Source organism: Nocardioides massiliensis (assembly GCF_030811215.1).
GTDB classification, from domain to species: Bacteria; Actinomycetota; Actinomycetes; order Propionibacteriales; family Nocardioidaceae; genus Nocardioides_A; species Nocardioides_A massiliensis.
The window spans coordinates 1,536,837-1,560,635 of sequence record NZ_JAUSQM010000001.1; the positions used below are offsets into that span (position 1 = coordinate 1,536,837).

Genomic DNA, 23,799 nt, shown 5'->3' on the forward strand with positions numbered 1-23,799 from the left:
CCGTGGGCGAGGAGAGACGCGTGAGCAGCAGGGTGGGCGGGGCGACGGGTGACACGGCTGCCGGTAGCGAGCGGTTGAGAGCGGTCGTACGACGGCTCGGGGCAGCCGGTGACGTGGTCCAGGGCGTGGCGCTGCGGCGGTTGATGGGCCTGCCCGAAGGGGTGCAGCGCCGGCTGGTGGGGCGCCCGGTGGTCCGGGACGGGCTCACGCTCGCGACCGAGATCCAGCTGCTGTTCGCGCTGCAGCGCCTGATGGGCGAGGACGGCCTCGACGCCGAGGACCACGCCAGCGACGAGGCCCGCCGCGACCTCGTGCGCCAGGCGCGCCTGGCCTCCGGCAACCCGCCGATCGGTGGGTCCCATGACCTCGTCGTCGACGGCGCCGCCGGGCCGCTGGACGCCCGGCTCTACATCCCCCGCGCCTTGTTGCGCGCCAGCGAGGTGCCCGGTGGACTCACGCCGCTCTCGGGGACGGCCGACCCGCTGCTGATTTGGTATCACGGCGGCGGGATGCTCCGCGGCGACCTCGACAGTCACGACGCAGTGTGCCGCGTCCTCGCCGAGGAGGCCGGCTGTCGCGTGCTGTCGGTCGCCTACCGGCTCGCGCCGGAGCACCCGTTCCCGGCGGGCGCCGACGACGCCTTCGCGGCGTACCGCTGGGTGCTGCGCAACGCCGCCGGCATCGGCGCCGACCCCGAAAGGGTCGCGCTCGGCGGCGACTCCGCGGGCGCCTACCTCGCTGCGGTCGCGTCCCTGGAGGCCGTGGCGGCCGGGATGGCTCCGGCGTACCAGCTGCTGGTCTATCCGGTCACCGACTGGGGCGCGCTCGCGGCGGACCGCGAGTCGCGCAGCCGCAAGCTCTTCGACGCGGGCTTCCTGCTCACCCGGGACTTCATGAACGCCGCCGAGGCCGCCTACCTCGGCAGCGCCGACCCCGACGACCCGCGCCTGAACCTGCACCGCGCCGAGCTGGCGGGGCTACCCCCGACGTACGTCTGCACCGCCGGCTTCGACCCCCTGCGCGACGAGGGCGAGCGGTTCGTCGAGGAGCTGCGCGCCGCCGGCGTCGAGGTCACCCACCAGCGCTTCGCCCCCCTCATCCACGCCTTCGTCCACCTCATGGGTGGTCGTGAGTCGCGTGGCGCGCTCTCCGCCATCGCCACCGCCCTCCGCCGGGGGTTGGTGGGGTAGGGCGGGGTCGAGGTCGTGGCAGCGGGCGCAAGTTCGCTACACGTGTAGCGAAATCACCGCTGTGTAGACGTTCCAGTCGGCGTGTCGCGCAAGAACGTGTACAAGGTACGCCGCAGCCCGGGCCAGCCTGCGTCCACAGGCCGCCGTCGATCAACGGCCCTCCCCAGCTCGGACGGCTCTTGCCCGATGCGGCGCCGATTGCGCCGACCCTGGCCCGATGTCGATTGCGAATATGGTGGGACTCGGTCCCGGCTTCCTGCGCCGTGAGGCGCTCGCCCTCGGGCTCACGGACACGACACTTCGACGCGCCATCGCCAAGGGCGAGCTGATTCGTGCCCGGCAGGGGCTGTACGTCGATGGGCTTTGGTGGCGGAATGCCGATCCGCAGTCGCGGCACGTCGAGGTTGCTCGCGCTGCTGCCAGGTTGTTCACCCGGCCCATCGTGATGTCGCACTGGACAGCGGCGTTGCTGCACGGGTTGCCGGTGTGGGACGTCGACCTCCGGCGAGTGCACGTCACCCACCTGGTCCCAGCCTCCGGCCGCTTGCAAGGGGGAATCGTGCACCACCGCAGCAGCCGGGAGCTGACAGGAAATGGAACGGTCGGAAACGTGCCGGTTACCGGAGCAGCACGCACGGTGATCGACTGCGTCAAGCTCGGCGGCGTCGAGCGAGGCATGGTGGTGGCCGACGCCGCTCTGGCCAAGGGTCTGGTCACGCCCCGGTGTCTTGCCAACCAGGCGCTGGCGCAGGACCACGATCCGCACAGCTTGCCCGTGCGGCTGGTCGTCGGCGGTGCTACGGCGCTCGCCCAGTCAGCCGGTGAGACTCGATCGCGTCTGCTCTTCTCGCGCACCGGGCTGCCGACGCCGGAGCTGCAGTACAAGGTCTACGGCGCATTCGGCGAGCTGCTCGGGATCGTGGACTTCGCCTGGCCGGAGTACGGCGTGATCGTCGAATTCGACGGCAAGGTCAAGTACGTCGACTTCGTCCCGGAGGGCGAAACGGCCGTCGATGTCCTCATGAAGGAGAAGCGACGGGAGGATCGCATTCGCGAGGCGACCGGGTGGGCGGTCATCCGACTCACGTGGGACGACCTCGACGCGCCCGAGCGTACGGCGGCGCGGATTCGGCGCGCGATGACGCGCCGCAGTGGCGCTCCGGCGTGAGTGGCACGGACTGTGTACATGTTCTTGCGCGACACGCCGACTGGAAAGTCTACACAGCGGTGAGTTCGCTACACGTGTAGCGAATTTGCGTCCCGACGATACTGCACGTGGGTGTCGGCAGGGGGGTGGGTGAAGCCGAGGCCGGAGTAGGTGCGCTGGGCGGGGTGGTTGTCGCCCTCGACGTACAGCTCGACCTCGATGACCCCGCGGCCGGCGAGGTGGTGGAGGCCGGCGAGGGTGAGGAGGCGGCCGAGGCCGCGGCCCTGGGCGGCGGGGTCGATGCCGACGACGTAGACCTCCCCGACCTGCGAGCCGACGGGGAGCTTGGTCCAGTGGAAGCCGAGCAGGCGGCCCGGGGCGGCGGTGTCCTCGGCGACGAGCAGGCCGGCGGGGTCGAACCAGTCCTGGTCCATCCGCTGCGCGAGCTGGGCGCGGTCCATGCGTCCCTGCTCGGGGTGGGAGGCGAAGGCGGCGGCGTTGATGCGCACGACCTCGTCGGCGTCGGCGTCGCGGTAGCCCCGCACCACCAGCCCCTCGGGCACCTCCACCGGCGGCAGGTCGGACACGGACGTCAGCCGCATCACCCACAGCTCCCGCACCCTCGCAAACCCGTACGCCGACCCCAACCGCACGGCGGCAGGGTGGTCACCGTGGGACCACGCGGTGAGCGGTTCGGTCCCGGCCGCAGCGATCACCTCGTCCAGCAGGGTTGCGGCGAGGCCGCGGCGTCGGGCGTCGGGGTGGGTGACCAGGCTGAGGTCACCGTCGACGAGAAGCGCGAAGGCGTCGGCGTCGCCGGCGAGCCAGACGGCCATCTCGGACTCGTCGCGATGGCGCAGCGCGAGGCGGGTGGCCTCGTCGAGCGGATCGGCGCCGTCGTGGTCGCAAGCAGCGCCGGCGACGGTCTCGATGGCCGCGCGCAACCGGTCGTCGAGTCCTGTCGTCACGTGGACTCCGCCCCGGCCGGGGAGTCCTCGCGCGCCGCAGCGTCCGTTCCCGCGCCACCGACGCCACCCACGCCATCCGCCGCGTCCGCGGCACCCGCCTCGGACCGGTCGACGGCCTGGGTGACGAACCGGTACCCGACGTTGCGCACGGTGCCGATCAGCGACTCGTTCTCCGGGCCGAGCTTGGCCCGCAGCCGACGTACGTGGACGTCGACGGTGCGGGTGCCACCGAAGTAGTCGTAGCCCCACACCTCCTGCAGCAGCTGCTGGCGCGTCAGCACCCGGCCGGGGTGCTGCGCCAGGAACTTCAGCAGCTCGAACTCCTTGAACGTCAGGTCGAGCGACCGCGCGCCGAGCTTGGCGGTGTAGCTGGCGTCGTTGATCACCAGCTCGCCGTTGCGGATCACGTGCCCGTCGTCGTCCTCGGGGTTGCGCTGCGCCGCCAGCCGCTCGATCGCCACCCGCAGCCGGGCATCGAGCTCAGCCGGACCGCAGGTCGCCAGCACGACGTCGTCCATGCCCCAGTCGGCGGCGACGACGGCGAGCCCGCCCTCGGTGACGATCAGGAGCACCGGCGCGATCGCCCCGGTCGTACGGATCAGCCGGCACAGGTCGCGGGCGTGGGCGAGGTCGGTGCGGGCGTCGACCAGCACGACGTCGGCGTCGGGCGCATCCAACAAAGCGCTGCCCTCGGCGGGCAGGATCTTCACCTGGTGGCGCAGCAGCGCGAGGGCAGGGAGCACGTCGGCCGACGGCTGCAAGGAGCCGGTCAGCAGCAGCAGCGAGCTCATGGGCCCTCCCGGCCAGCCGGTGTCAGGGAGACGAGGATAGCGGCCGCAACGGACAGCCGTCCGCCGACGAGGCGCAGGTCACCCTCCGGCGAACGGCGGCAGCAGCTCCACGGAGTCCCCCGGACGCACGCGTACGTCGCTCGGCTCGAGCCCCGCGACGGGCCGATCGCCCACCAGGATCGAGCAGCAGCCCAGCACGTCGGCGAACTTCGGCGAGTCCGCGTGGACCCGGCTCACGGTCGCGAGCACCTCCGCCAGCGTGCCTTCGGGCCCGAGCTCCACGCGGTCGCTCTCACGTCCGGCGGCAGAGCGGGCAGCCGCCCAGTACCGCACCGTCACCGTCCCCGCAGGTGTCGTCTGCTCCGCCGCCACGTCGGTTGATGCCTCCGTCACCGGGGCGCCTCCTCGCTGCTCGGGTCCCGACTGTCGATGCCGAGCCGGTGGTGCAGCGTCCCCAACACCGCGGCTCGGGTAGGCGCACCCGCCGCGCGGGTGACCTCGGCTCCCGCCGGGTCGAGGATCAAGGTGGTAGGGGTGCGCAGGATCCCGAGGCGGCGTACCAATGCCAGTTGCTGCTCTGCGTCGACCTCGACGTGTGCCACGCCCGGCACCCGCCCGGCCACGTCGCCGAGCACCTGCCGGGTCGCGCGACACGGCGCGCAGAACGCGGTCGAGAACTGCACCAGCGTCGCCCGCTCTCCGAGCTCGGCGCCGAGGTCGGCAGGACCCAGCACGGGTACGGCGGACTCGGTCGCCGCTCCAGCAGCAGTCGGCTCACCCGCCGCGCCGGGCGCGGTCGCCGGGGGAGTCGCCGGCACGTCCGCCACCCCGCGCGCCGGCCGGAAACGCCCGTCACGCGCCGCGCGCACCAGCCCGAAGGCGGTCGCGGCGGCGAGGGCGACGATCAGCACCCACAGACCTGCGGACATGCGGTCCATGCTCGCACGTCGATCAACGACGCCTCAGCGCACCGCACTCCCGATCCGCAGCCACCACGCGGCGGCGGCCTGCTGCCAGGGCGGCGTACCGTTCTTGCCCGCTGCCAAGCTCTTGAGCGCGGGCGAGCCGGTCATGCCCAGGCCATAGAGACACGTCTGCGCCTGCTCGGTCGCCAGCCCGCTGAGGCGTCGGCGCAGCTCGAGGTCGCTGACCTGATGGAAGCGCAGGTGCCCCAGCGCAAGCACGGCGCGGAAGGCGATCTCGTCGTCGCAGTCGGCCAGCCGGGTGTGCAGCCGGTTGCGGTGCGCGTCGTCGGCGGTGTAGCCGACGAGCTGGGCCGCGTGGGCCCGCAGCAGCTCGGGCACGTCGTCGCGGTCGAGCAGGTCGAGGGCGCAGGTCGCGACCGCGTCGGCGTACGGCGAGCACGCGAGGATCACCGAGGCGAGGTGGCGGTGGTCGGAGGCGAGGTGGAAGACCGCCTCGCGCAGCGTCGCGACGAGGGTGGGGTCGAGGGTGTCGATCGGCTGCCCCGCCCGCACGAGCACCCCGCGTGAGAACGCCTCAGCGACCGCGCGGGCCTGTGGAGCCGGCATCAGCTCACCGGACTGCAGTGCTTGGGCGACCTCGGGCCGACCGACCTGGGTGGCGGCCTTCGCGAACGTCTGGCGCAGCTCGTCGGGCTGCACCGCGATCAGCTCGGCGAAGTCCTGCGGCGTCGCCTGGTTGTTGCTGCGCCACTTGGTGAGCAGCAGCAGGTCGAGCCGGGTGCGCTGGGCGGCGTCGAACTCCCCGCGCCGCAGCTTCTGCGCGGCCACCCACACCGCGGCGCGCAGGTTGCGCTCGGCGAAGCCCTCCTCGAGCAGGTCGAGCGTCAGGTCGGCGGCGGCCGCCGTGGGGATGCGCTCGAGGGTGCAGATCGGCAGCGACAGCACCTGCGCGGCAGGGTCGGCGAGGTAGTCGCGCAGGTGGGCGACCACGTGCGCGCCGGCGGCTGGTACGCCGCACAGCACGTGCACGGCCTGCATGATCGCGCGGTGCCCCGTGTGCACGCCGCGCGGCAGCACCGTGATCGCCCGCGCCGCGAGCGCGCTCCAGGTCTCGTCGGGGAGCAGGGCGTCGGGAGTGCCGGCCGTGCCGACGTGCTCGGCGTGGCGGGCGGCCGCCAACTGGTGGCCCAGCTCGACCCAGGCGCGCAGTCCGCTCCCGGCCGGGACCCGGTCAGCGTCCGCGCCCGAGGGTTCTGCCGCCAGCACCTGCGCGGCCGTCGCCCGTACCTGCTCGGCGAACCCCGCCGCCCCCGCGTCGACCCCCGGACGGCCCCACAGCGGCGGCGTTCCGGGCAAGAAGGTGTGGAGATAGCCCGCCAGGTCCGACAGGTGCCCCGGGGTCAGCCCGAGCACCTCCTCCGCTGCTCGCACCGCGGCGTACGGCGGTGGCTCCGCACCGGACTCCCAGCGAGCCAGGAGCTCGACATCGGCGGGTACGCCGGACTCGGCCAGCGCCGCGACGAAGGCGGCCGGATCGGCGTACGCGCTGTGGGTGCGCCAGGAGGCCAGCAGCCAGCCCAGCCGCGCGCTCAGGTCCCAGACAGGACCCGCGGCGGGACCCGGGTCGGAGCCCGGGTCGAGGTCGGATGAGCTCATGGCGGTGTGTCCCGAGGATGGTTTGGCGCGGACGTACGCGGGCGGGAGGGGCAGCAGCAGCATAGGGCCGCGTGCGAGTTCGCGGGTGCGATCGATTCAGGGAGCCACGCAGGTGCGTGCGGTCCCGGCAACCTCACGGAGGACCTGCAAGGTGGCGTCGGTGGAGTGCGACCAGTCCCACCGCTCCACGGCCGCCTGTCGTCCGGCCCGGCCCATCGTCTCGCGGTCCCCGGTGGCCAGGACGTCCACCAGCGCGGCGGCCAGCGCGGGGGCGTCACCGGGCGGCACGAGCCGACCATCGACCCCGTCGCGGACGACGAACGGGATCCCGCCGATGCGGCTGCCGACGACGGGTCGGCCACAGGCCATCGCCTCGATCAGGGTCATCCCGAACGACTCGGCCTCGGTCAGCGAGGGCAGCGCGACCACCGAGGCGCGCTGGTAGGCGTCCACCAACGCGGCACCCGACAGCGCCCCCCGCCACGCGACCCGGGAGTCGATGCCGAGCGCCGTGGCGTGCGCACGCAGCGCGGGCACGTCGTCACCGTCGCCGACGAGCACCAGGCGCGCGTCGGGCCGCTCGCGGGCAACCGCGGCGAAGGCGTCCAGCAGCACGGTCACGCCCTTCCACCGCGACGTCCGCTGCAGCCGTCCGACATAGAGCACCGTCGGATCCGGCGGCGGCGTCCCCGGCCGGAAGACGTCGGTGTCGACGCCGGGCGGGATCAGGCGGGCTCGTCCCGTCTCGCACGTCCTCGCGACCGGCGAGACCGCGACGAGCTCCTGAGCGCGCGCGAAGACCCGCGGGAGCACGACCCGCTCGTAGGTGCGCAACAGCGTGTCGACTGCGCGGCTCTCCCCCTTGACCAGCGAACCGGCGTGGTAGGTCAGCACCACGGGCCGCGGGCCCGCCACGTAGGACGCCACGTCGGCGAGGAACGGCGTCGGAGCGTGCGCGTGCACGACGTCGATCCGGTGATCGCGCAGCAGGCGCCGCAGCTGCACCGGCCACCAGCCGCTGACGGGGCTGTTGGAGACCTTCAGCCACGGCGCCAGACGAACGACCTCGACGCCGTCCTCGACGCTGGTGTGCGTACGCCGGGAGTCGCCCGTCGTGATCACGACGACGTCGAAGTCCGGCTCGGCGTGGAGCGCGCGGGCGATGCGGTGGGTGTATCGCTCGAGTCCGCCCACGCTGGGCGGGTAGTACGGCGTCACCACCGCGACGCGCACCGGGGGAGTCACGGCTCAGAGTGCTCCGACGCAGGACTGCTGGAGGTAGACCAGTCGGCTCAGCTCGTGCCGCGTCTTGCGCATGCCGTCGAGGATCAGCCCCGCGGTGATCGACAGGCACGCCACGATGCCCAGCGCGATCGCCGTGGCCATCGTGGGCATGCGCGGCACCATGCCGGTCTGCAGGAACTGGGCGATGACCGGGGTGCCGAGCGCGACCGCCAGCATCATGTGCAGCGCCGCGACGGCGCCGTAGAACGCCATCGGGCGTTCGTGCCGGGTCAGGGTGAGGATCAAGCCGAGGATCTTGAAGCCGTCGCGGTAGGTGCGCAGCTTGCTCTCGGTGCCGGCCGCGCGCTCGCGGAATCCGACGGGGCGCGTCGTGGTCGGCGCCCGCAGGCTCAGGGTGTGCACGGTGAGCTCGGTCTCGATCTCGAACTCGCGCGAGACCGCCGGGAAGCTCTTCACCAGCCGGCGGGAGAACACCCGGTAGCCACTGAGCATGTCGCCGACGTTGGAGCCGAAGATGGCACCGACCACGCCGTTGAGCACGCGGTTGCCCCACTCGTGGTTGGGACGGTAGGCGCCGGCGGCCTCGGCGAGCTGTTGGCGGATGCCGAGGACCTGGTCGTAGTTGCCTTCAATGAGGGTGGTGATCATGGCGGGGGCCGCCGCCGGGTCGTAGGTGTCGTCGCCGTCGATGAGCAGGTAGACGTCGGCCTCGACGTCGGCGAAGGCACGGCGTACGACGTTGCCCTTGCCCTTGAGCGGTTCGTGCCGCACGATCGCACCCGCCCTGGCCGCCTCCTCGACGGTGCCGTCGGTGCTGCAGTTGTCGTAGACATAGACGTCGATGCCGGCGACGTGATGCTTGAGGTCGCGCACGACCTTCTCGATCGCACCGGCCTCGTTGTGGCACGGGATGATTGCCGCGACCCTCAGCTCCGCCCAGGCGTGTGCGCCGTCGGCGCGCTGGGGTGCGGGTCGCGGCACCGCGCCGCTGATCGGGAGGTCCGCGGCGTCCGGTGCGAGGACGCCGGACACCCGGGAGGGCTGGGCGGGCACTGCGTAACCCTGGGACTGGGAGAACGTTGGCGACAAGGGACCCCCGACTGTGAGGTGTGCGCACGGGAGGGGGTGCGCATCGGAGAGGCTCAACGACCTCCCCACCCGGGCGTTACGCAGGTCACAGCCAGAGACAGGATTTTTTGCTTTGTTCACCTCCAGGCCGTTGCGCGTCGGGGTGCTCGCGCACTACTACCCCCCGCATGTCGGAGGGTTGGAGGTGGTGGCGCGCGAGGTCGCGAACGGGCTGACTCGTCGCGGGCACGAGGTCACGGTGGTGACCAGCGCCTGCCCGGGCGCACCCGGAGCGATGGACGAGGACGGGGTCACCGTCCGGCGCGTCCGCGTCGGCAACTGGTTCGAGCGCCACGGCGTTCCCTTCCCGGTCTTCGCCCCCTCCCTGTTGCTGCACACCTGGCGACTGGTGCGACGGTCCGACGTGGTCCAGGTGCACGACATGCTCTACCTGTCGTCGTGGGTCGGCGCGCTCCTGTGTCGCGTGCTGCGCAGGCCGTACGTCGTCACCCAGCACGTCGGGATGGTGGACCACCCGGCGCGGGTCGTGCGGCTCGTCCAGGGGGTCGTGCTGCACACCGTTGGCGCACTGGTCCTGCGGGGGGCCGCCTGCGTCCTGCCGATCAGTCCCGTGATCGACGCGTGGACCCGCGGGGCGCTGCCCGGTGTCCGCACGCAGGTGCTGCGCAACGGGCTCGATCGTGCTCGCTTCCGACCTGCCGTCGGCCGCGAACGCGAGGAGATCCGCCGTCGGTTCGGACTTCCGCTCGGCGAGGTGCTCGTGCTCCACGTCGGTCGCTTCGTCCCGAAGAAGGGCTTCGACGTCGTCGCCGCCGCCGTCGGCGAGGGTTACCGAACGGTGTTCGTCGGCGGCGACCGGCCGGTCGACTTGCCGGAGTCGTCGGCGCGGCTCTTCCTCGGCACTCTCCCGCCGGACGACGTCGCCGCTGTCTATCGCGCCTGTGACGTCTTCGTCTGCGCCAGTCGAGGGGAGGGCCCCCTCACGCCGATGGAGGCGCTGCTCTCGGGATGCGCCGTGCTCGTCAACGACGATCCCGCCATGCGCGCGCTGGGGTTGGGCGATGGCGTCGAGGAGCTGGCGATGACGCCCGCGCGCCTGCGCGCCGCACTCGTCGACCTCATCGATCGACCCGGCGCCGTCGCGGAGCTCGCCGCGCGGGGACGGGTCGTGGCTGCGGGACTGCCGACCTGGGAGGAGCACCTCGACGCGCTGGAGACGGTGCTGGAGTCCGTGCGGAGAGCGGTGCCGAGCGAGGCGGGCCGATGAGGATCCGTCGCGTCGTCGTACGCACCTTCGCAGTGCTCCTGGCCTTGGCCCTGCTGATCAGCGCGTACGTCGTGGTGCAGGTGTCGCGGGAGGTCACCGAGCTGTTGCGGGTCCCCTCGGCGCTGTGGCCCTCGCAGGTGCGGGTCGTGGAGGCGACCGGGCGGCAGGTCACGATCGAGCAGGTCGATGGCGGGCCCACCTGGTTGACCGTCGGCACGGTCTACGGGCTGGCCTGGGAGACCGGCTCCGGCCAGGTCGGGCAGGTCGTCGTCAACGACGGTGAGCGGGTGCAGCGGCGCTTCCGCCTCCTGGAAGGAACCCTTCCAGCACCGGGCACGCTCGCGCGCTACTCCCGTGAGGCATATCCGCGTGACGCCACGCGGGCGTTTCCCGGCCTCGAGGTGCAGGAGCTCACCATCCCGGGCGGCGCCGGTGACCTGCCCGCCTGGTTCGTGCCCGGCGACCGGGACACGTGGGCGATCCTCGTCCACGGCCGGGGGTCGGCTCGGTCCGAGATGTTCCGGCTGATGCACTCGGCGGTCGCGGCCGGGCTGCCGTCGCTGGCCATGACCTACCGCAACGCCCCGGAGACCGGCGGGGGCCTCACTGAGCTCGGTCTGAGCGAGTGGCGAGACGTGGAGGCGGCGGTGCGAGTCGCCCGCGACCGCGGTGCGCGCGACGTCGTGCTGATGGGTGCGAGCATGGGAGGCACGCTGATCGCCTCGTTCCTCGAACGCTCGGAGCTAGCCCGGCACGTGCGTGCCATCGTGCTCGACTCCCCCCTGTTCGACCTCCGAGCCACCGTGCACGACGCCGTCGGGGGAGCCGGCGTACCGAAGTTGCTGTCGTCGGCGGGGTTGCGCCTCGCGCAGTGGCGGTCCGGCGTGGACCTGGCAGCTGTGGCTCACCTCGACGACACCTCCTGGCTCACGGCGCCGGCGCTCGTCTGGCACGGGACCTCCGACGACAGCGTGCCGGTCGAGACCTCCCGGCGTCTGGCGGAGGCCGCACCGGACCTCGTGACGCTGCACCTCGTCGAGGGAGCCGGGCACGTCGAGGCCTGGAACTTCGCACCGAAACGCTACGACCGGCAGGTCCGGAAGTTCCTGCGCGCGCACGCCCGTTGAACCGTGCCGCTGGCGTAACTCCGGCCCGGCGGCAGCGTTGTAGCCGGTGTCCCAGGTCGCCGTTATCCGAGGCGGACCCCCGCGGACGCCGAGAGGAAGCTCGATGACTCGACCCGGTCCCGACGGCGGGCGTGCCCTGACCCCGCCCGTCCGGTGGTGGCAACGGGCCGTGCCGGTCGGGCTCGTCGCCGCGCTGTCCGTCGGTGCTGCGGTCTACGCCCTTCCCGACGAGGAGCTCGAGCTCTCCACGACTCGGTTGCCCCAGGAGTACGTCGAACTCTCGCTGACCGGTCCGCCACGCGCCGTGTGCGGCACACGGGCTCACCCCCGCGCGCGCGTGCGCTTCCGTCTGGTCAACCGGCTGGAGCAGACGCACACCTTCCGCTATCGCGTCACCGTCCACCCCGTCGGAGCGCGCCGCGAGAGCGTCCGCAAACGGGGTCGCGTGCGCCTGGAGCCGGGCGAGTCGACCCATGTGCGGTCCCGGTTGGCCCGCAGCCCCGCCCGCGCCCACGTCGTCACGATCCGGCTCGCACAGCGTCCCGAGCAGCTGCGCGTCCACTGTCACCGGCAACGCCAGCAGGAGGTATCCACATGAAGCCGTCCACCGAGCTGAGGATCGGCAGGGTCCGGGGCATGGTCCCGCGTGGCCTGCTCCCGGCGTACGTCGCCGCCCGCACCCGGCTCGCCTGGCGTCAAGAGAAGGTGCGGGAGAACGCGCGGGCCGAGATGCGGTTCGTGCTCGAGCACACGCGACCCGACGCGGACGTCGAGGCCGCCGCCCGCCGCTATGTCGAGCGCCAGATCTGGCGCTCGGAGCTGCGGTGGCACATCGACCTGGTCACCCACCAGCAGGTGGAGGGCCTCGAGCACCTCCTCGCTGCGCGAGACCTCGGCCGTGGTGTGCTCCTGAGTCACATGCATCACGGCCACTTCGAGGGCGCGATGGCGACGCTGGGCCGTCACGGAGTCGTCCTGCACGCGTTGGGCAGTGGACATCTGCTCGACTCCGCGTCCCCGGGGTGGATGCAGCAGCACGCCAAGGTCGCGTTGGCCGGAGGCGCGATCCCGGTGGTCGCTGATGCGGGTGTCGACGCGATGGTGGAGATCCTCACCTCCGGCGGCATCCTGACCATGGCCTCCGACGTGCCGGGGCGCACCCCGATGCGGTGCCTCGGTCGCGACCTCATCGGATCCTTCGGCGCCGTGCGGTTGGCGATGGGTACTGGCGCGCAGGTCGTCGTGATGACCTCGGAGCTGCGCGACGGCTTCCTCCCCGTGGTCAAGCTGCACCCGGCCTTCGATCCGCAGGAGTTCCCGGAGCCGCAGAAGCTGCTCGAGGCGGTCCTCGGCGCCCACGAGCCCTACCTCGTCCGCTGGCCGGAGCTGTACGACATCCCCACCAGCCACTGGGGTGTGCCGGAGCCCGCGCCGGACGGCAGCGCGTGACGCTGGCGCTCCCTGTAGAGGCGACCCGTAGCGACGTGTCGCCGGCCAAGCCGCGTGTCGGTGCGTCCGTCGACGACACGCTTCGGCTCGACCTGCGGGCGCCGGGCCCAGCGCTACTCGTGTCGCTGCTCGCACTGGTCGCCGCCCAAGCGGTCGTCATCCTCGATGTCGACGTGCCCGTGCTGCGCGCCGCCATCGCGGTGACGACCATGGTGGTGCTGCCCACCGTCGTGCTCGTGCGACGAGCGCGGCTGCCGTCCGACAGCGCGGTCGCGCGCTGGGGCTACGCGTTCGGCCTCAGCCTGTTGGCCGTCATGCTCGTGAGTCTGGCGGTCAACTCGATCGCACTGGCGCTGGGGTTCGAGCAGGTCCTGACCGCGCCGGTCCTGGGGGTGACGTGGCTCGTGCTGGACGCTGCGCTGCTGTGCTGGCGTTCTTCGGTGCCCCTCGTCGTGATTCCCGCAGCGCGCACGCTCGTCCGTCGTACCTGGGACCTGCGCGCCGAGCCCGCCCACGTCCTGGCCTGCCTCGCCCTGCCGTCGGCGATCCTCGGGGCGATCCGGCTCAACAACGGGGCTGACGGCGACGTTGCTCTCGTCTCGCACGTGTTGGTTCTGGCGGCCTTCGCGGTGCTCCTGGTGCGCCGCGGCACTGCCGGCCGGGACCTCCGGGTGCTCTATCTGAGCGCCCTCGCGCTGCTGTTGGCGACGTCGCTGCGCGGGTGGGGGGTGACCGGCCATGACATCCAGGCGGAGTACGGCGTCTTCAGGCTGACCCAGGACGCCGGGCACTGGTCCATGGACCTGATGCAGAACGCCTACACCGCCTGTCTGAGCATCACGATCCTGCCGGTGGCGCTGGCCGAGACGACCGGACTGTCCGGGACGATCTGGTTTACCGTCGGGCTGCAGGTGGTCTTCGCCGCGGTCCCGGCACTCGCCTACCTCGTCTATCGCCGCTTCGTCCCGCAGCGGCTGGCGCTGGTCGCGGTCCTCTTCGTGGTGGCGTTCCCGACGTTCCATGTCGACATGCCCTACCTCGTCCGGCAGGAGATCGCCTTCCTCTTCGTCGTCCTGCTCCTCTTGGTGGCCACCGACCGCGGTGCGCCGGTGCGCATGCGTCGGGTGCTGGCCGTGGTCTTCGGGGTCGGCGTCATCGTGTCGCACTACTCGACGACCTACCTGCTGCTCCTGGCGCTCGGCGGCGGACTGGTCCTGTACGGCCTCGCGGCGCTGGTGACCCGTCGACGGCGTACGCCCGATCGGCCACCGCTGGTGCTGCTGCACCCGCTCGTGGTCGCGGCCGTGGCGGGTGCGTCGATGGTGTGGACCGGGCCGGTGACCGACACCGGTGGGCACCCGCTCACGGTGGCGCAGGAGGCGATCGAGTCGCTGGTGAGCGGCGCGGAGACCGTGGGGTCCAGCGACCGGCGGTTCTGGCTCTTCGGCGGCGCCGAGGAGTCCGCGCGCGACCGGCTCGATCGGTTCGTGGCCGAGGCCGACGAGGTCCGCCAGGACTACGCCTTGCGCCATGCCGTCTTCCGCAAGCCCGGGCCGACCCTGACCACCCCGGCGATCGTGGAGGAGAGCGAGGCGCCGTTGACCTGGGCGGGGGAGTGGATCGACGACCTCGGTCTCGATCCCGGCACCGTCGTCGTCGGCCTGCGCACGGCGAGCGCCGCACTGATGCAGGTCGTGCTGCTGGTCGGGACGTGGTGGCTGCTGCGTGCCGGCCTCCGCCGCTTCCGCCGGCGCGGTCGGCACCCGGAGGACGGCGTCGGCGAGACGCCCGCCGGCGACGAGCCGCGCGAGTCCCGGATCTCCCTGGAGCTGATCTGCGTCGCCGTCGGTGTGCTGGCTGCGCTGGGACCGGTCGTGGTCGTGCCCAGCCTGTCGGTGGAGTACGGCGTGCTGCGGGCATTCCTGCAGAGCATGCTGGTCGTCGCGCCGGTCGCCGCGATCGGGTTGTGGTGGTTGGTGAGCGGGCTGCGTCGCAGCCGCGGCGCCGCGCTGGTGGCCGTCTCGCTCGTCGTCACCGCGGTGTTGACCTCAGCCGGCACGGCGTTGATCGGGGGTGGTCCTGCCAAGCTCGCGCTGGCCAACACCGGCACCTACTTCGAGCGGTACGTCATCGATGACTCCGACCTCGCAGCGGCGCGCTGGGTCGCCGCGGCGCCCGAGATCGACAGCCCGTTCCCCAAGGTGTTGGCCGGCAACCGGATGGGGGTCCGGCTCGTGGTGGCAGGCGTGCCGATCGACGAGGTGCACGGGCGCACCTTCCCGACCCTGCTCAACCGCGGCTCCTACCTCCTCGCCGACTCGCGGCTGGCCGGCGACCGCGTCGACACGCTCTTCCTCGCCGGCGACCGCGTCAACTACCGCTACCCGCTCGAGGAGATCCACCGGGTGCTCAACCTCGTCTACAGCGCCGGCGACAGCAGGATCTACCGATGAGGGCGGCGTCGATCGGTGCGGGTGTCGGCAGCCTTGTGTCCGGTGCGCGCAACGACCGGATGCTCACCAACTCGGTGTTGCTGTTCGCCACCAGCGCGCTGATGGCGGGCTTCGGCGCGTTGTTCTGGGTCCTGGCCGCCCGGCTCTACCCCGCCGAGACGGTCGGTCTGGCCGGCGCGGTGGTCGCGGCCTCGGACACGTTGGCGTTGGTCGCGCAGCTGGGACTCAACATCGCGCTGGTGCGCACGATGCCACGCAGCCGCCATCAGTTCGCCGACTTCCGGGTCGCCGTTCTCGTCGTCGGTGGGGCTGCTGCTGCCTTCGCGGCTGGCTACGTGCTGCTGCTGCCGCTCACCTCGCCACGCGTGCACGAGGTGATCGGCAGCCCGTGGGCGGCGGTGCTGTTCATCGGTCTGGTGACCGCGACGGCGGTCAACCTGCTCACCGACAGCGTCTTCCTCGCCATCGACCGGGTGCGGTCCTACCTGTGGCTCAACGGAGTCCTTCTCGGTCTGGCCAAGTGCGGGTTGCCGTTCCTGCTGGCCGGCGCCGGCGTGCTCGGGCTCTACGGCTCGGCCGGCGGCGCGGCGCTGCTGTGCGGGCTCGCGAGCATCGTCGTCATCAGCCGTCACCTGCCGCGCTCACGACGGATGAGGCCGTCGCGGGAGCTGCGTGCGGCGCGCGGGTTCGCCGGCGCGGGCTACGTGACCGTGGTCCTCGCCCTCTCTCCGCAGCTCGTGCTGCCGTTGCTCGTCGTCAACGAGCTGGGGTCGGCGGCGACGGCGTACTTCTTCGTGAGCATCCAGATCGTCGCTCTGCAGAACGCGATCGTCGTGGCCGTCGGCAACGCGATGTATGCCGAGTGCGAGCGCCACCCCGACCGCCGCAGTCAGGCTTTTCGACGTGGCGGGATCCTGATGGGGGTCGTCTGCGTCGGGAGCGCGGCTGCTGTCTGGGTCGTCGCCCCGCTGCTGCTCCGGGTCTTCGGACCCGAGTACGCCGCCGAGGGCACCGCGACGCTGCGGGTGCTGTCCGTGGCCGTCATCGGCCTCGGATTGAGCTATTGGGGCGCGATGCGGCTGCGCGTGGTGGGCCGCCCAGGCGCGATGGTCGGCGCACAGGTGGTCGGAACCGCCGCCGTGCTGTCGCTCGCGGTCGCCGCGGTCCCTCACGGCACGACGTGGGTGGGCGCCGCGCTGGGAGTCGGCTACCTCGTCGGCGGGCTGGTCAGCTGTGCGATGAGTCGATCGTTGCCCGCCGGCCCCCAGGTGTCGGGCGAGCTGGCGGTGTCGGTCGAGCCGGCGGTGTCGGGCGAGCGAGGTCGAGACCTGTGACGTCCGCTCTCCTGCGCACCCGGCTCGTCACCCTGGCCCAGACGATCCTGCGGCGCGCGCTCCCCGTGGTGTCGGCCGCCATCCCGGCTCGCCGCCAGGTGGTGGTCTCGGGCTACCCCGAGACGGAGGGCAACGCGTCCGAGGTCATGCGGGCGCTGCTGCGCAGCTATGACGGGCAGGTCGTCTGGCTGCGCGAGCCGTCGGGTCCGCGGCTCGCGCTGCCCGACCATCCGCGGCTGGTCACGGTCGACAAGGCCAGTGTGGCCGGGTTGTGGGCCTATCTGCGCGCCGAGGCGGTCTTCTTCACCCACGGGCTCTACGGCAGCCCGCGGCCCACCCGGCGCAAGCCTCTGGTCAACCTCTGGCACGGCGACGGCCCGAAGGCGACCCGACCGGGCAACGGGGCAGGGTCGTTGATCCCCAGCACGTGGCTGGTCGCCGGCACGCGACTGTTCGGAGAGCTGAAGGCGGCGGCCTTCGAGCTGTCACCCGACCAGCTGCTGGTGACGGGCAACCCGCGCACCGACCAACTGTGGAGACCGGCACGCCCAGATGCTCTCGGGAGTCTCGGTATCGAGGCTGACTTCGTGCTGTGGATGCCGACGTTCCGCGCCACCAGGCAGGAGAGCGGGTTGCGCGCTTGGTCGGAGGGGGAGCTGGGTGCGGGGGTCCAGGAGGTCACACCTCTCCTGGCGGCGCTGCGGGAGCGCGGTATGCAACTGGTCGTGAAGCCGCACCCGCTGGATGCCGAGGATCGACGGGCCGCGGGCGTGGTCGCCGTGAGCGACGCCGACCTGGCCCGAGCCGGGGTGCCGCTGTACGCCTTGTTGGGTGCCTCGTCGGGTCTGGTCACCGACTACTCGAGCGTGTGGGTCGACTACCTGCTCCTCGACCGACCGATCGCGTTCCTGGTGCCCGACCGACAGGTCTACGGTCGAGCGCTGGTGCCGGCCGATGTCCTGGACTGGCTGCCCGGGGAGCTGGTGGGGGACGACCGGCCGTTCGCCAGGTTCGTCGCCGACCTCGACGCCGGTGGCACGAGGGACGCCGAGGTACGCCGGGCCGTCACCGAGCGGGTCGGTCTGCATCAGAGCAGTCGGTGCGCCGACGACCTGCTCGAGGCGCTGGCGGCAGCCGGGGTGCTGCGGGCGAGGAGTGGGTCAGCGTGCCAGGCGCAGACCGAGCCAGGCCCGGACCCGCGCGAGTCCCAGGACGGCGAGCGCCAGCGTGCGCGCTGACCGGACTCGTCCGGCACGCAGCGCCGCGACGACGGGGCGGTCCACGCGCCGTACGTGACCCTCGGAGACTGCCCGGGTGATCATCCACTGCACGCCGGGATCGCCCAGCGCGTCCCGCAACGCGGGCGCCGCCCGTACGCCGGGCGGGGTGGTCCGCGAGCACTCGACAGCCATGCTCCACCCCAGGAGGGAGCCGATGACGGGCTTCATCTGCCCCTCGAGTCCCCATCGCTCGAGCTGCGCGACGAGACGCTGCGCCAAGTGGGCCCGGAACCGCAGGTCCGGCACCTGCGGCCGGTTCGTGAGCCGGTCCGCGCTGTGCTGGACGTAGTGGTAGTGCGCCGCCGGGATGAGGGCCACGCGAGGCGCGACGGCCATCAGGTCCAGGTTGAACATCATGTCCTCGAAAAGCGGCCAGGCGGGATCGAAGCGAAGCCGGTGCTGCTCGAGGAACGAGCGCAGGTAGAGCTTGTTCCAGCAGTAGCCCATGGCCCAGACGAAGGGCTGGGGATGGACGGCAGGGACGGGCCCACCCGGCATCAGGGTGAGCTCGTCGACCGGTCGTGACTCGCTCTTGACGGCTGCGTCGCCACCGGCGTGCATGTCGACGACGTGACCGGTCGCGACCAGCGGCGCATCGGTGGCGAGCGCGGCGGTGAGCATCTCCTCGATCCACGGCGGGTCGGCGTAGTCGTCGCCGTCGAGGAAGGCGACGTAGTCGGACCGGACCGCGTCGAGACCGGCGTTGCGGGCACGGGCGACGCCGCCGTTGCGCTCCATCCGCAGCACGCGCACCCGGGAGTCGATGGCCGCGTACCGGCGACACACCTCGGGGGTCCGGTCGGTGGAGGCGTCGTCGACGACGACGATGTCGAGGTGTGGATAGGTCTGTGCGGTGGCGCTGGAGAGTGCTGCCTCGAGCTGGTCGGCGCGGTTGTGCGCGGTGACGATGACGGCGACGGTCACGGCGACGGCGTGGACCACGGCTTCTCCTTCGCCGGCACAGGCGGGATCGGGTCGTGTGCCACGTCGCGCGGTTGGGGCACCTGTGCAGTGCCCGGGCTGGACGCGAAGAGGGGCGCGGGGGACAACACGTCGCTGCGCGCCCGCAGGAACGGTCGTTCGAGGAGGTAGAAGCTGCTCAGCGTGAGCGCGGCGACCAACGTCAGCGCGAGGAGGGCGAGCACTGGTCGCGGGACACCGGGCACCGTGGCCAACGCGAGGATCGGCGTCATGTGCCACAGATAGAGGCTGTAGCTGAGCCGTCCGATGAAGGTGGGCACACGATGGCTCAGCAGGGCGTGCATGGCGCCACCGTCCGCGCTGTAGCCGGCGCAGATGAGCACGAGGGTCCCAGCAACGGCGACCGGCACACCGACCAGGGCGAGATGCACCTCCGGGTTCGGCGGGGCCAGCACGACGTAGAGCACGATCGCGACCAGGGCGATCGGCGTCGCGAGGGGTGGCATCCGCATCGGTCCGGCGTCGGTGGGGCGTGACAGCAGGTAGAGGGCGAGCGCACACCCCGCCAGCAGCTCGGCGAAGCGTGCCGACGGACCGAAGTAGAACCAGTACGGCGACAGCGCCAGGGAGCCGAGATAGCAGCACGCCCCGATCCCCGCGCTGACCTGCGCGGCGCGGCGTGCGGTCCAGCCATGCCGTTTGACGGTGAACAGCAGCAGTGGCCAGACCAGGTAGAAGTACCACTCGACGGCCAAGGACCAGGTGTGGCTGAAGGGGTTCAACGTGGGAGCCAGCAGGTCGTTGTCCTGCAGCGGTCCCCAGATCGAAGTCGCCTGTGCGAGGGTCAGCCATCCGCGCTCGGCGACCTGCGCGGGCGACAGGCCACTCGTCGGTACGGCGGCGTACAGCAGGACCGATCCGGCGACCAACCCGACGAGCGCCGGGTAGAGGCGCACCACCCGGCGGCGTACGAAGTGCCACCACTGGCTCCTGCGGGACGCCGTCGAGCTCGAGCGCCAGAGCACCGTGGTGATGATGAAGCCGCTGAGCACGAAGAAGATGTCGACGCCGATCACGCCGCCGCGGAAGAACGGGACGTACGAGGAGAACCAGTGCACCCCGAGGACGGCGAGAATGGCCACGGCGCGGAGTCCGTCGAGGTAGGCGAAACGCCCGGTATGGGTCATGGGCCGGGTGTCTCCTTCGTGCGGGACACCGGCGGCTTCTCGGTCGAGACCTCCCGCGGCCGGGGCACCGACGAGGTGGGGGTGCGCCGGGGCGACAGCACGTCGCTCCGGCCGCGCAGGAACGGCCGTTCCAGCAGGGAGTAGCTGCCGACCGTGAGCGCGGCGACCATGCCGACCGCCAGCACTCCTAGCAGTGGTTTCGGCACGCTCGGCACGTCCTCCAGGGCGAGGACCGGCACCGTGTGCCACAGGTAGAGGCTGTAGCTGACCCGGCCGATGGCGGTGAGCAGCGGGTGGCTCAGCAGCGTGCGCACCGGTCCGCCGGACGCGGCGTACCCCGCGCAGATGATCACCAGCGTCGCGGTGACGGCGAGCGGGACGCCGATCCAGCGGTAGGGGCCGTGACTCGCGGGGGCGAGCAGGACGTAGAGGACGACGGCGACCAGGGCGGCCGCGGGGAGGACAGGGGGCATCCGCAGGGGAGCGGCGTCGTTCGGACGTGCGAGCAGGTAGAGCGCCAGTGCACAACCCGCCAGGATCTCGGCGAATCGCGCCGAGGGGCCGAAGTAGAACCAGAACGGCGGCAGGACGAGCGAGCCCGCGTAGCAGCAGGCGGCGATCACGACGCTGAGGTGGGCGGTTCGCTGGGCCGTCCAGCCTCGGCGTCGTACGGCGAGCAGGAGCAGCGGCCAGGCGAGGTAGAAGTACCACTCGACGGCGAGCGACCAGGTGTGTCCGAACGGCTCGAGGGCCGGGACGAGCAGCGAACCCTCCTGCACCGCCCCCCAGATGGAGGTCGCCTGCCCCAGGACCATCAGTCCCCGTTGGGTCACCTCGGTGGCGGAGAGGCCGCTGTGCGGCACTACGGCGTAGAGCACGGTCGCGCCGACGACCAGTCCGACCAGCGCCGGGTAGAGCCGGACGACGCGGCGCCGTACGAAGTGCAGCCACTCGCCCGCGAGGGTGCGGGTCGACGACGAGCGCCACAGCACCGTGGTGATGATGAAGCCGCTGAGTACGAAGAAGATGTCCACGCCGATGACCCCGCCATGGAAGAACGGGACGTACCAGACAAGCCAGTGCACGCCGAGAACGGAGCCGATCGCCACGGCGCGCAGACCGTCGAGGTAGTGAAAGCGACCGGTGCCCGCCATGGACCCTCCGCGATCGTCGAAGGAGTGGAGTGGGGTCAGCAAGAACGCGTGATTCCATCGAGCAACGACGTGGTGCGGGCTGGGGTTACGGCAGCACGGGACGGAAGCGCACGCGGCGCATGGTCGGCCCGCCAGCGGGTAGAGTCCGGCTCATGCGCCGTGCCCTCCACGCGTGCGCAGTCACCATCGCGATGGTGGCTGTGCTCCTCGCCGTTCCTGTCCACCGTGATGCTGCTGTCGCAGCGGAGCCGATCCCCATGCCGGCCGTGCCCGCTGACTCTCTGGTCGACGCGTACGGCCTGGGCATCCACACACCCTTCCTCGACACGCCGTACGCCGATGCCGAACGCGTGGCCGACGCGCTGGAGGACCTTGGCGTGCGGCACGTGCGCGACGACCTCTTCCTCGATGCCGACCTGCGGATCAACGCTCGGCAGGCGCAGGCGATCCGCACGATCGCCGACCGGGGGGTCACCTTCAACCTGATCATGGGTCGACCCGACCGTCCCGGCTCGCCGGAGGATTACGTCCGCGCCGTCACGCAACTGCCGGCGGGGGCGGTGACGAGTGTCGAGGGCATCAACGAGTGGGACCACTTCGGTCCGGACGGCGCATGGGTCCTCCAGCTCGCGGACTGGCAGGCACGCCTCTATGCCAGCATCAAGACCACCCCGGAGACTCGTGGGTTGCCCGTGCTCTCGCCGGCGCTGGCGTTCCGCAACAACTATGGACTGCTGCCTGACCTGTCGCCGTTCTCCGACGTCGCCAACGTGCACATCTACCCGGGCGGGAAGCGTCCCGGCACCGAGGAGCGCAACGTCGTCCGGGCGCTGCTCGCGGTCCTCGATCGCAAGCCACTGGTCACGACCGAGACCGGCTACCACAACGCGCTCAACGCGCTGCCCAACGTGCACCGACCGGTCTCCGAGCGGGCAGCCGCGCTCTATCACCCGCGTCTGCTGCTCGAGCACGTCCAGCGCGGCCACCTGCGCACCTACGCCTATGAGCTGATCGACTCCGTCCCGGAGCCGTTCAACGCCCGGGTCAACCCGGAGTCGCACTTCGGCCTCCTGCGCCGCGACTGGTCGCCCAAGCCTGCCTACACGGCGATGAAGACGTTGCTCGGTCTGCTCGACGACCCCGGTCCGGCGTTCACGCCGAAGCCGCTCGAGCTGGCGCGGGTGGCGAAGGGGTGGCCGGGCGACGGTCGTTGGATGGTCACGCAGAAGCGTGACGGCACGTACGTCCTGCTCGGGTACCGCGACGTCGACGTCTGGGACACGACGGCGAACCGCGACCTGCCGCTGGAGCCTTCACGGGTGACGCTGGACTTCACCCGTGACTACGGCATCACGGTCCACCGCGTCTCCGAGGGGGCGGAGCCGGTGAGCTCGTCGGTCGGATCCTCGGTCGAGTTCGACCTCGACGGCGGCGTCACCGCGATCACGCTCGACCCCGACCCGCAATCGACGTCGGACCCGCAGCCATCGCCCGATCCCGAGCCGACCCCGGACCCGGAGCCCGAGCCGGTGGCCAACCCGGCCAAGGCGCCGACCCGACCGGGCGCGGTCACCACCGTCACCCGGGGCAAGCGCGTGGCTGTCCGGTGGCGCGCGGCGCGCCCGCGCGGCAGCGCCGTCGATCGCTACCGCGTGCGCCTGGGCAAGCAGGTCAAGGTGGTCGGAGGCAAACAGCGGAGAGTGGTCTTCCGGGGCGTTCGGCGCGACGTGCGGCTCCTCGTGGCCGTGCGGGCGCGCAACGACGTCGGATGGGGCGCACCCCGCCGGGTGTGGCGTCCCGCCCGCTGAGCCATCGGCCGCGTAGGCCGCACGCCAATGCCGAGCAGCCCGTCCAGCATCTGGACGGGCTGCTCGCTATTTGAGACGACGGTTCGTGGCGCCACGCGACCCCCCGTAGTCTCGGGCCCATGCAGTCGACCTGGTTGACCAAGCGCAGGGCAGTGGACCACTGCCGCATGCGCTCGTCCCTGTGTCGCGCCTGACGGACTGACTCGACCCCGACTCGACCCGTCCCTGCGCCGTACGCCGTGTCCCGGCGTACCCCGCGCACGCATGACCCGGCCCAGGAGGCCCGCTTTGAGTGCCCGCACCACCGCCGATTTCGCCGCCACGCCGGCGCCCCCGGATCTTGCTGGTCCCGCCTCCGGCATCGACCCGCGCGGACCCCGGTTCGCCGCGGTCCTGACCACGACCGTCCTCGCGCTCGCGCTGCTGCTCGTGCCGGGACCGGTCGGCATCGCGCTCGTCGCTGCCCAGGGCGCGGTCTTCGCCGTCGGGACCCTGCTCGGGGTCGCGGCCACGCCGTACGCCGTCCTCTTCCGCGCCGTGGTGCGTCCGCGTCTGGCCCCGCCGGTCGAGCTCGAGGCACCGCAGCCTCCGCGCTTCGCCCAGAGCGTCGGGCTGGTCTTCGTCGTCGTCGCCCTTGTCGCGCTGCTCGCCGGCGCCACGCTGGTCGGGCAGGTCGCGCTGGGGTTCGCGCTGGCGGCGGCGTTCCTCAACGCCGCCTTCGACTTCTGCCTCGGCTGCGAGATGTACCTCCTGCTGGCCCGCCTGCGCGGTGCCCGCTCCGGGGTCGCCGAGGGGGCGACGCCCTAG

The 23,799-nt window shown here is 71.9% G+C and carries 21 protein-coding genes; 11 read left to right on the plus strand and 10 right to left on the minus strand.

Going from position 1 to position 23,799, the window contains the following annotated elements:
- The first annotated feature begins 20 nt into the window (after nucleotides 1-20).
- Both J2S59_RS07665 and J2S59_RS07670 read left to right on the plus strand, forming a co-directional pair.
- On the plus strand, nucleotides 21-1,190 hold the full coding sequence (locus J2S59_RS07665; protein WP_306824982.1) for an alpha/beta hydrolase: 1,170 nt from the start codon (nucleotides 21-23) through the stop codon (nucleotides 1,188-1,190).
- Nucleotides 1,191-1,407: 217 nt separating this feature from the next.
- Nucleotides 1,408-2,358, plus strand: a complete 951-nt coding sequence (locus J2S59_RS07670; RefSeq protein ID WP_181641731.1) for a type IV toxin-antitoxin system AbiEi family antitoxin domain-containing protein — start codon at nucleotides 1,408-1,410, stop codon at nucleotides 2,356-2,358.
- Nucleotides 2,359-2,426: 68 nt separating this feature from the next.
- On the opposite strand, the gene mshD is transcribed toward J2S59_RS07670, so the two are convergent.
- The 7 genes from mshD to J2S59_RS07705 form a co-directional block, all read right to left on the minus strand.
- Complete coding sequence (mshD, locus tag J2S59_RS07675; RefSeq protein ID WP_181641730.1) at nucleotides 2,427-3,305, minus strand: mycothiol synthase; 879 nt, start codon at nucleotides 3,303-3,305, stop codon at nucleotides 2,427-2,429.
- Complete coding sequence (locus J2S59_RS07680) at nucleotides 3,302-4,096, minus strand: winged helix-turn-helix transcriptional regulator (protein ID WP_306824983.1); 795 nt, start codon at nucleotides 4,094-4,096, stop codon at nucleotides 3,302-3,304. Before J2S59_RS07680 ends, mshD begins: the two co-directional genes overlap by 4 nt.
- 78 nt (nucleotides 4,097-4,174) lie before the next feature.
- Nucleotides 4,175-4,489: a MoaD/ThiS family protein gene (locus tag J2S59_RS07685; RefSeq protein WP_246360046.1), complete on the minus strand. Its 315-nt coding sequence runs from the start codon at nucleotides 4,487-4,489 to the stop codon at nucleotides 4,175-4,177.
- Nucleotides 4,486-5,025 (minus strand): TlpA family protein disulfide reductase, encoded by a 540-nt coding sequence (locus J2S59_RS07690; RefSeq protein ID WP_068116585.1) that lies wholly within the window; start codon nucleotides 5,023-5,025, stop codon nucleotides 4,486-4,488. The genes J2S59_RS07685 and J2S59_RS07690 overlap by 4 nt, the downstream gene beginning before the upstream one ends.
- 33 nt (nucleotides 5,026-5,058) lie before the next feature.
- Complete coding sequence (locus J2S59_RS07695; RefSeq protein ID WP_181641435.1) at nucleotides 5,059-6,678, minus strand: hypothetical protein; 1,620 nt, start codon at nucleotides 6,676-6,678, stop codon at nucleotides 5,059-5,061.
- Nucleotides 6,679-6,774: 96 nt separating this feature from the next.
- Nucleotides 6,775-7,923, minus strand: coding sequence for a glycosyltransferase family 4 protein (locus J2S59_RS07700; RefSeq protein ID WP_306824984.1), 1,149 nt, complete (start codon nucleotides 7,921-7,923; stop codon nucleotides 6,775-6,777).
- Nucleotides 7,924-7,926: 3 nt separating this feature from the next.
- Entirely contained in the window at nucleotides 7,927-8,976 is a 1,050-nt protein-coding gene (locus tag J2S59_RS07705; RefSeq protein ID WP_306824985.1) for a glycosyltransferase family 2 protein, read from the minus strand.
- Nucleotides 8,977-9,124: 148 nt separating this feature from the next.
- Between J2S59_RS07705 and J2S59_RS07710 the strand changes: the two genes are divergently transcribed.
- The 7 genes from J2S59_RS07710 (at nucleotide 9,125) to J2S59_RS07740 (ending at nucleotide 17,880) form a co-directional block, all read left to right on the plus strand.
- Complete coding sequence (locus J2S59_RS07710) at nucleotides 9,125-10,279, plus strand: glycosyltransferase family 4 protein (RefSeq protein WP_068120439.1); 1,155 nt, start codon at nucleotides 9,125-9,127, stop codon at nucleotides 10,277-10,279.
- The gene (locus tag J2S59_RS07715) at nucleotides 10,276-11,406 is read left to right on the plus strand and encodes an alpha/beta hydrolase family protein (RefSeq protein ID WP_068120438.1); all 1,131 of its coding nucleotides are present in this window, start codon (nucleotides 10,276-10,278) and stop codon (nucleotides 11,404-11,406) included. The genes J2S59_RS07710 and J2S59_RS07715 overlap by 4 nt, the downstream gene beginning before the upstream one ends.
- 103 nt (nucleotides 11,407-11,509) lie before the next feature.
- Nucleotides 11,510-12,004, plus strand: a complete 495-nt coding sequence (locus J2S59_RS07720; RefSeq protein WP_068120437.1) for a hypothetical protein — start codon at nucleotides 11,510-11,512, stop codon at nucleotides 12,002-12,004.
- Nucleotides 12,001-12,855 (plus strand): lysophospholipid acyltransferase family protein, encoded by an 855-nt coding sequence (locus J2S59_RS07725; RefSeq protein WP_068120436.1) that lies wholly within the window; start codon nucleotides 12,001-12,003, stop codon nucleotides 12,853-12,855. Before J2S59_RS07720 ends, J2S59_RS07725 begins: the two co-directional genes overlap by 4 nt.
- Nucleotides 12,852-15,308: a hypothetical protein gene (locus J2S59_RS07730; protein WP_306824986.1), complete on the plus strand. Its 2,457-nt coding sequence runs from the start codon at nucleotides 12,852-12,854 to the stop codon at nucleotides 15,306-15,308. Before J2S59_RS07725 ends, J2S59_RS07730 begins: the two co-directional genes overlap by 4 nt.
- Nucleotides 15,305-16,642: a lipopolysaccharide biosynthesis protein gene (locus J2S59_RS07735; RefSeq protein ID WP_306824987.1), complete on the plus strand. Its 1,338-nt coding sequence runs from the start codon at nucleotides 15,305-15,307 to the stop codon at nucleotides 16,640-16,642. The genes J2S59_RS07730 and J2S59_RS07735 overlap by 4 nt, the downstream gene beginning before the upstream one ends.
- The gene (locus J2S59_RS07740; RefSeq protein WP_068121949.1) at nucleotides 16,639-17,880 is read left to right on the plus strand and encodes a CDP-glycerol glycerophosphotransferase family protein; all 1,242 of its coding nucleotides are present in this window, start codon (nucleotides 16,639-16,641) and stop codon (nucleotides 17,878-17,880) included. Before J2S59_RS07735 ends, J2S59_RS07740 begins: the two co-directional genes overlap by 4 nt.
- Here J2S59_RS07740 and J2S59_RS07745 read toward each other — a convergent pair.
- From J2S59_RS07745 to J2S59_RS07755, 3 genes are read right to left on the minus strand one after another with little or no spacing between them, the layout of a single operon-like run.
- Complete coding sequence (locus tag J2S59_RS07745; RefSeq protein WP_068121952.1) at nucleotides 17,803-18,864, minus strand: glycosyltransferase family 2 protein; 1,062 nt, start codon at nucleotides 18,862-18,864, stop codon at nucleotides 17,803-17,805. The genes J2S59_RS07740 and J2S59_RS07745 overlap by 78 nt on opposite strands.
- Nucleotides 18,843-20,030, minus strand: coding sequence for an acyltransferase family protein (locus tag J2S59_RS07750; protein WP_306824988.1), 1,188 nt, complete (start codon nucleotides 20,028-20,030; stop codon nucleotides 18,843-18,845). Before J2S59_RS07750 ends, J2S59_RS07745 begins: the two co-directional genes overlap by 22 nt.
- The gene (locus tag J2S59_RS07755) at nucleotides 20,027-21,184 is read right to left on the minus strand and encodes an acyltransferase family protein (protein ID WP_068120790.1); all 1,158 of its coding nucleotides are present in this window, start codon (nucleotides 21,182-21,184) and stop codon (nucleotides 20,027-20,029) included. The genes J2S59_RS07750 and J2S59_RS07755 overlap by 4 nt, the downstream gene beginning before the upstream one ends.
- A gap of 152 nt (nucleotides 21,185-21,336) precedes the next feature.
- Here J2S59_RS07755 and J2S59_RS07760 point away from each other — a divergent pair, with 152 nt between their 5' ends.
- Nucleotides 21,337-22,992, plus strand: coding sequence for a hypothetical protein (locus J2S59_RS07760; RefSeq protein WP_068120788.1), 1,656 nt, complete (start codon nucleotides 21,337-21,339; stop codon nucleotides 22,990-22,992).
- Nucleotides 22,993-23,280: 288 nt separating this feature from the next.
- On the plus strand, nucleotides 23,281-23,799 hold the full coding sequence (locus J2S59_RS07765; protein WP_306824989.1) for a DUF4395 family protein: 519 nt from the start codon (nucleotides 23,281-23,283) through the stop codon (nucleotides 23,797-23,799).

Coding starts and splice junctions, on each gene's coding strand:
- J2S59_RS07670 (WP_181641731.1), top strand. CDS start 1,408: ATGTCGATTGCGAATATGGTGGGACTCGGTCCCGGCTTCCTGCGCCGT.
- J2S59_RS07695 (WP_181641435.1), bottom strand. CDS start 6,678: ATGAGCTCATCCGACCTCGACCCGGGCTCCGACCCGGGTCCCGCCGCG.
- J2S59_RS07755 (WP_068120790.1), bottom strand. CDS start 21,184: ATGGCGGGCACCGGTCGCTTTCACTACCTCGACGGTCTGCGCGCCGTG.
- J2S59_RS07750 (WP_306824988.1), bottom strand. CDS start 20,030: ATGACCCATACCGGGCGTTTCGCCTACCTCGACGGACTCCGCGCCGTG.
- J2S59_RS07690 (WP_068116585.1), bottom strand. CDS start 5,025: ATGTCCGCAGGTCTGTGGGTGCTGATCGTCGCCCTCGCCGCCGCGACC.
- J2S59_RS07720 (WP_068120437.1), top strand. CDS start 11,510: ATGACTCGACCCGGTCCCGACGGCGGGCGTGCCCTGACCCCGCCCGTC.
- J2S59_RS07725 (WP_068120436.1), top strand. CDS start 12,001: ATGAAGCCGTCCACCGAGCTGAGGATCGGCAGGGTCCGGGGCATGGTC.
- J2S59_RS07735 (WP_306824987.1), top strand. CDS start 15,305: ATGAGGGCGGCGTCGATCGGTGCGGGTGTCGGCAGCCTTGTGTCCGGT.
- J2S59_RS07680 (WP_306824983.1), bottom strand. CDS start 4,096: ATGAGCTCGCTGCTGCTGCTGACCGGCTCCTTGCAGCCGTCGGCCGAC.
- J2S59_RS07715 (WP_068120438.1), top strand. CDS start 10,276: ATGAGGATCCGTCGCGTCGTCGTACGCACCTTCGCAGTGCTCCTGGCC.
- J2S59_RS07760 (WP_068120788.1), top strand. CDS start 21,337: ATGCGCCGTGCCCTCCACGCGTGCGCAGTCACCATCGCGATGGTGGCT.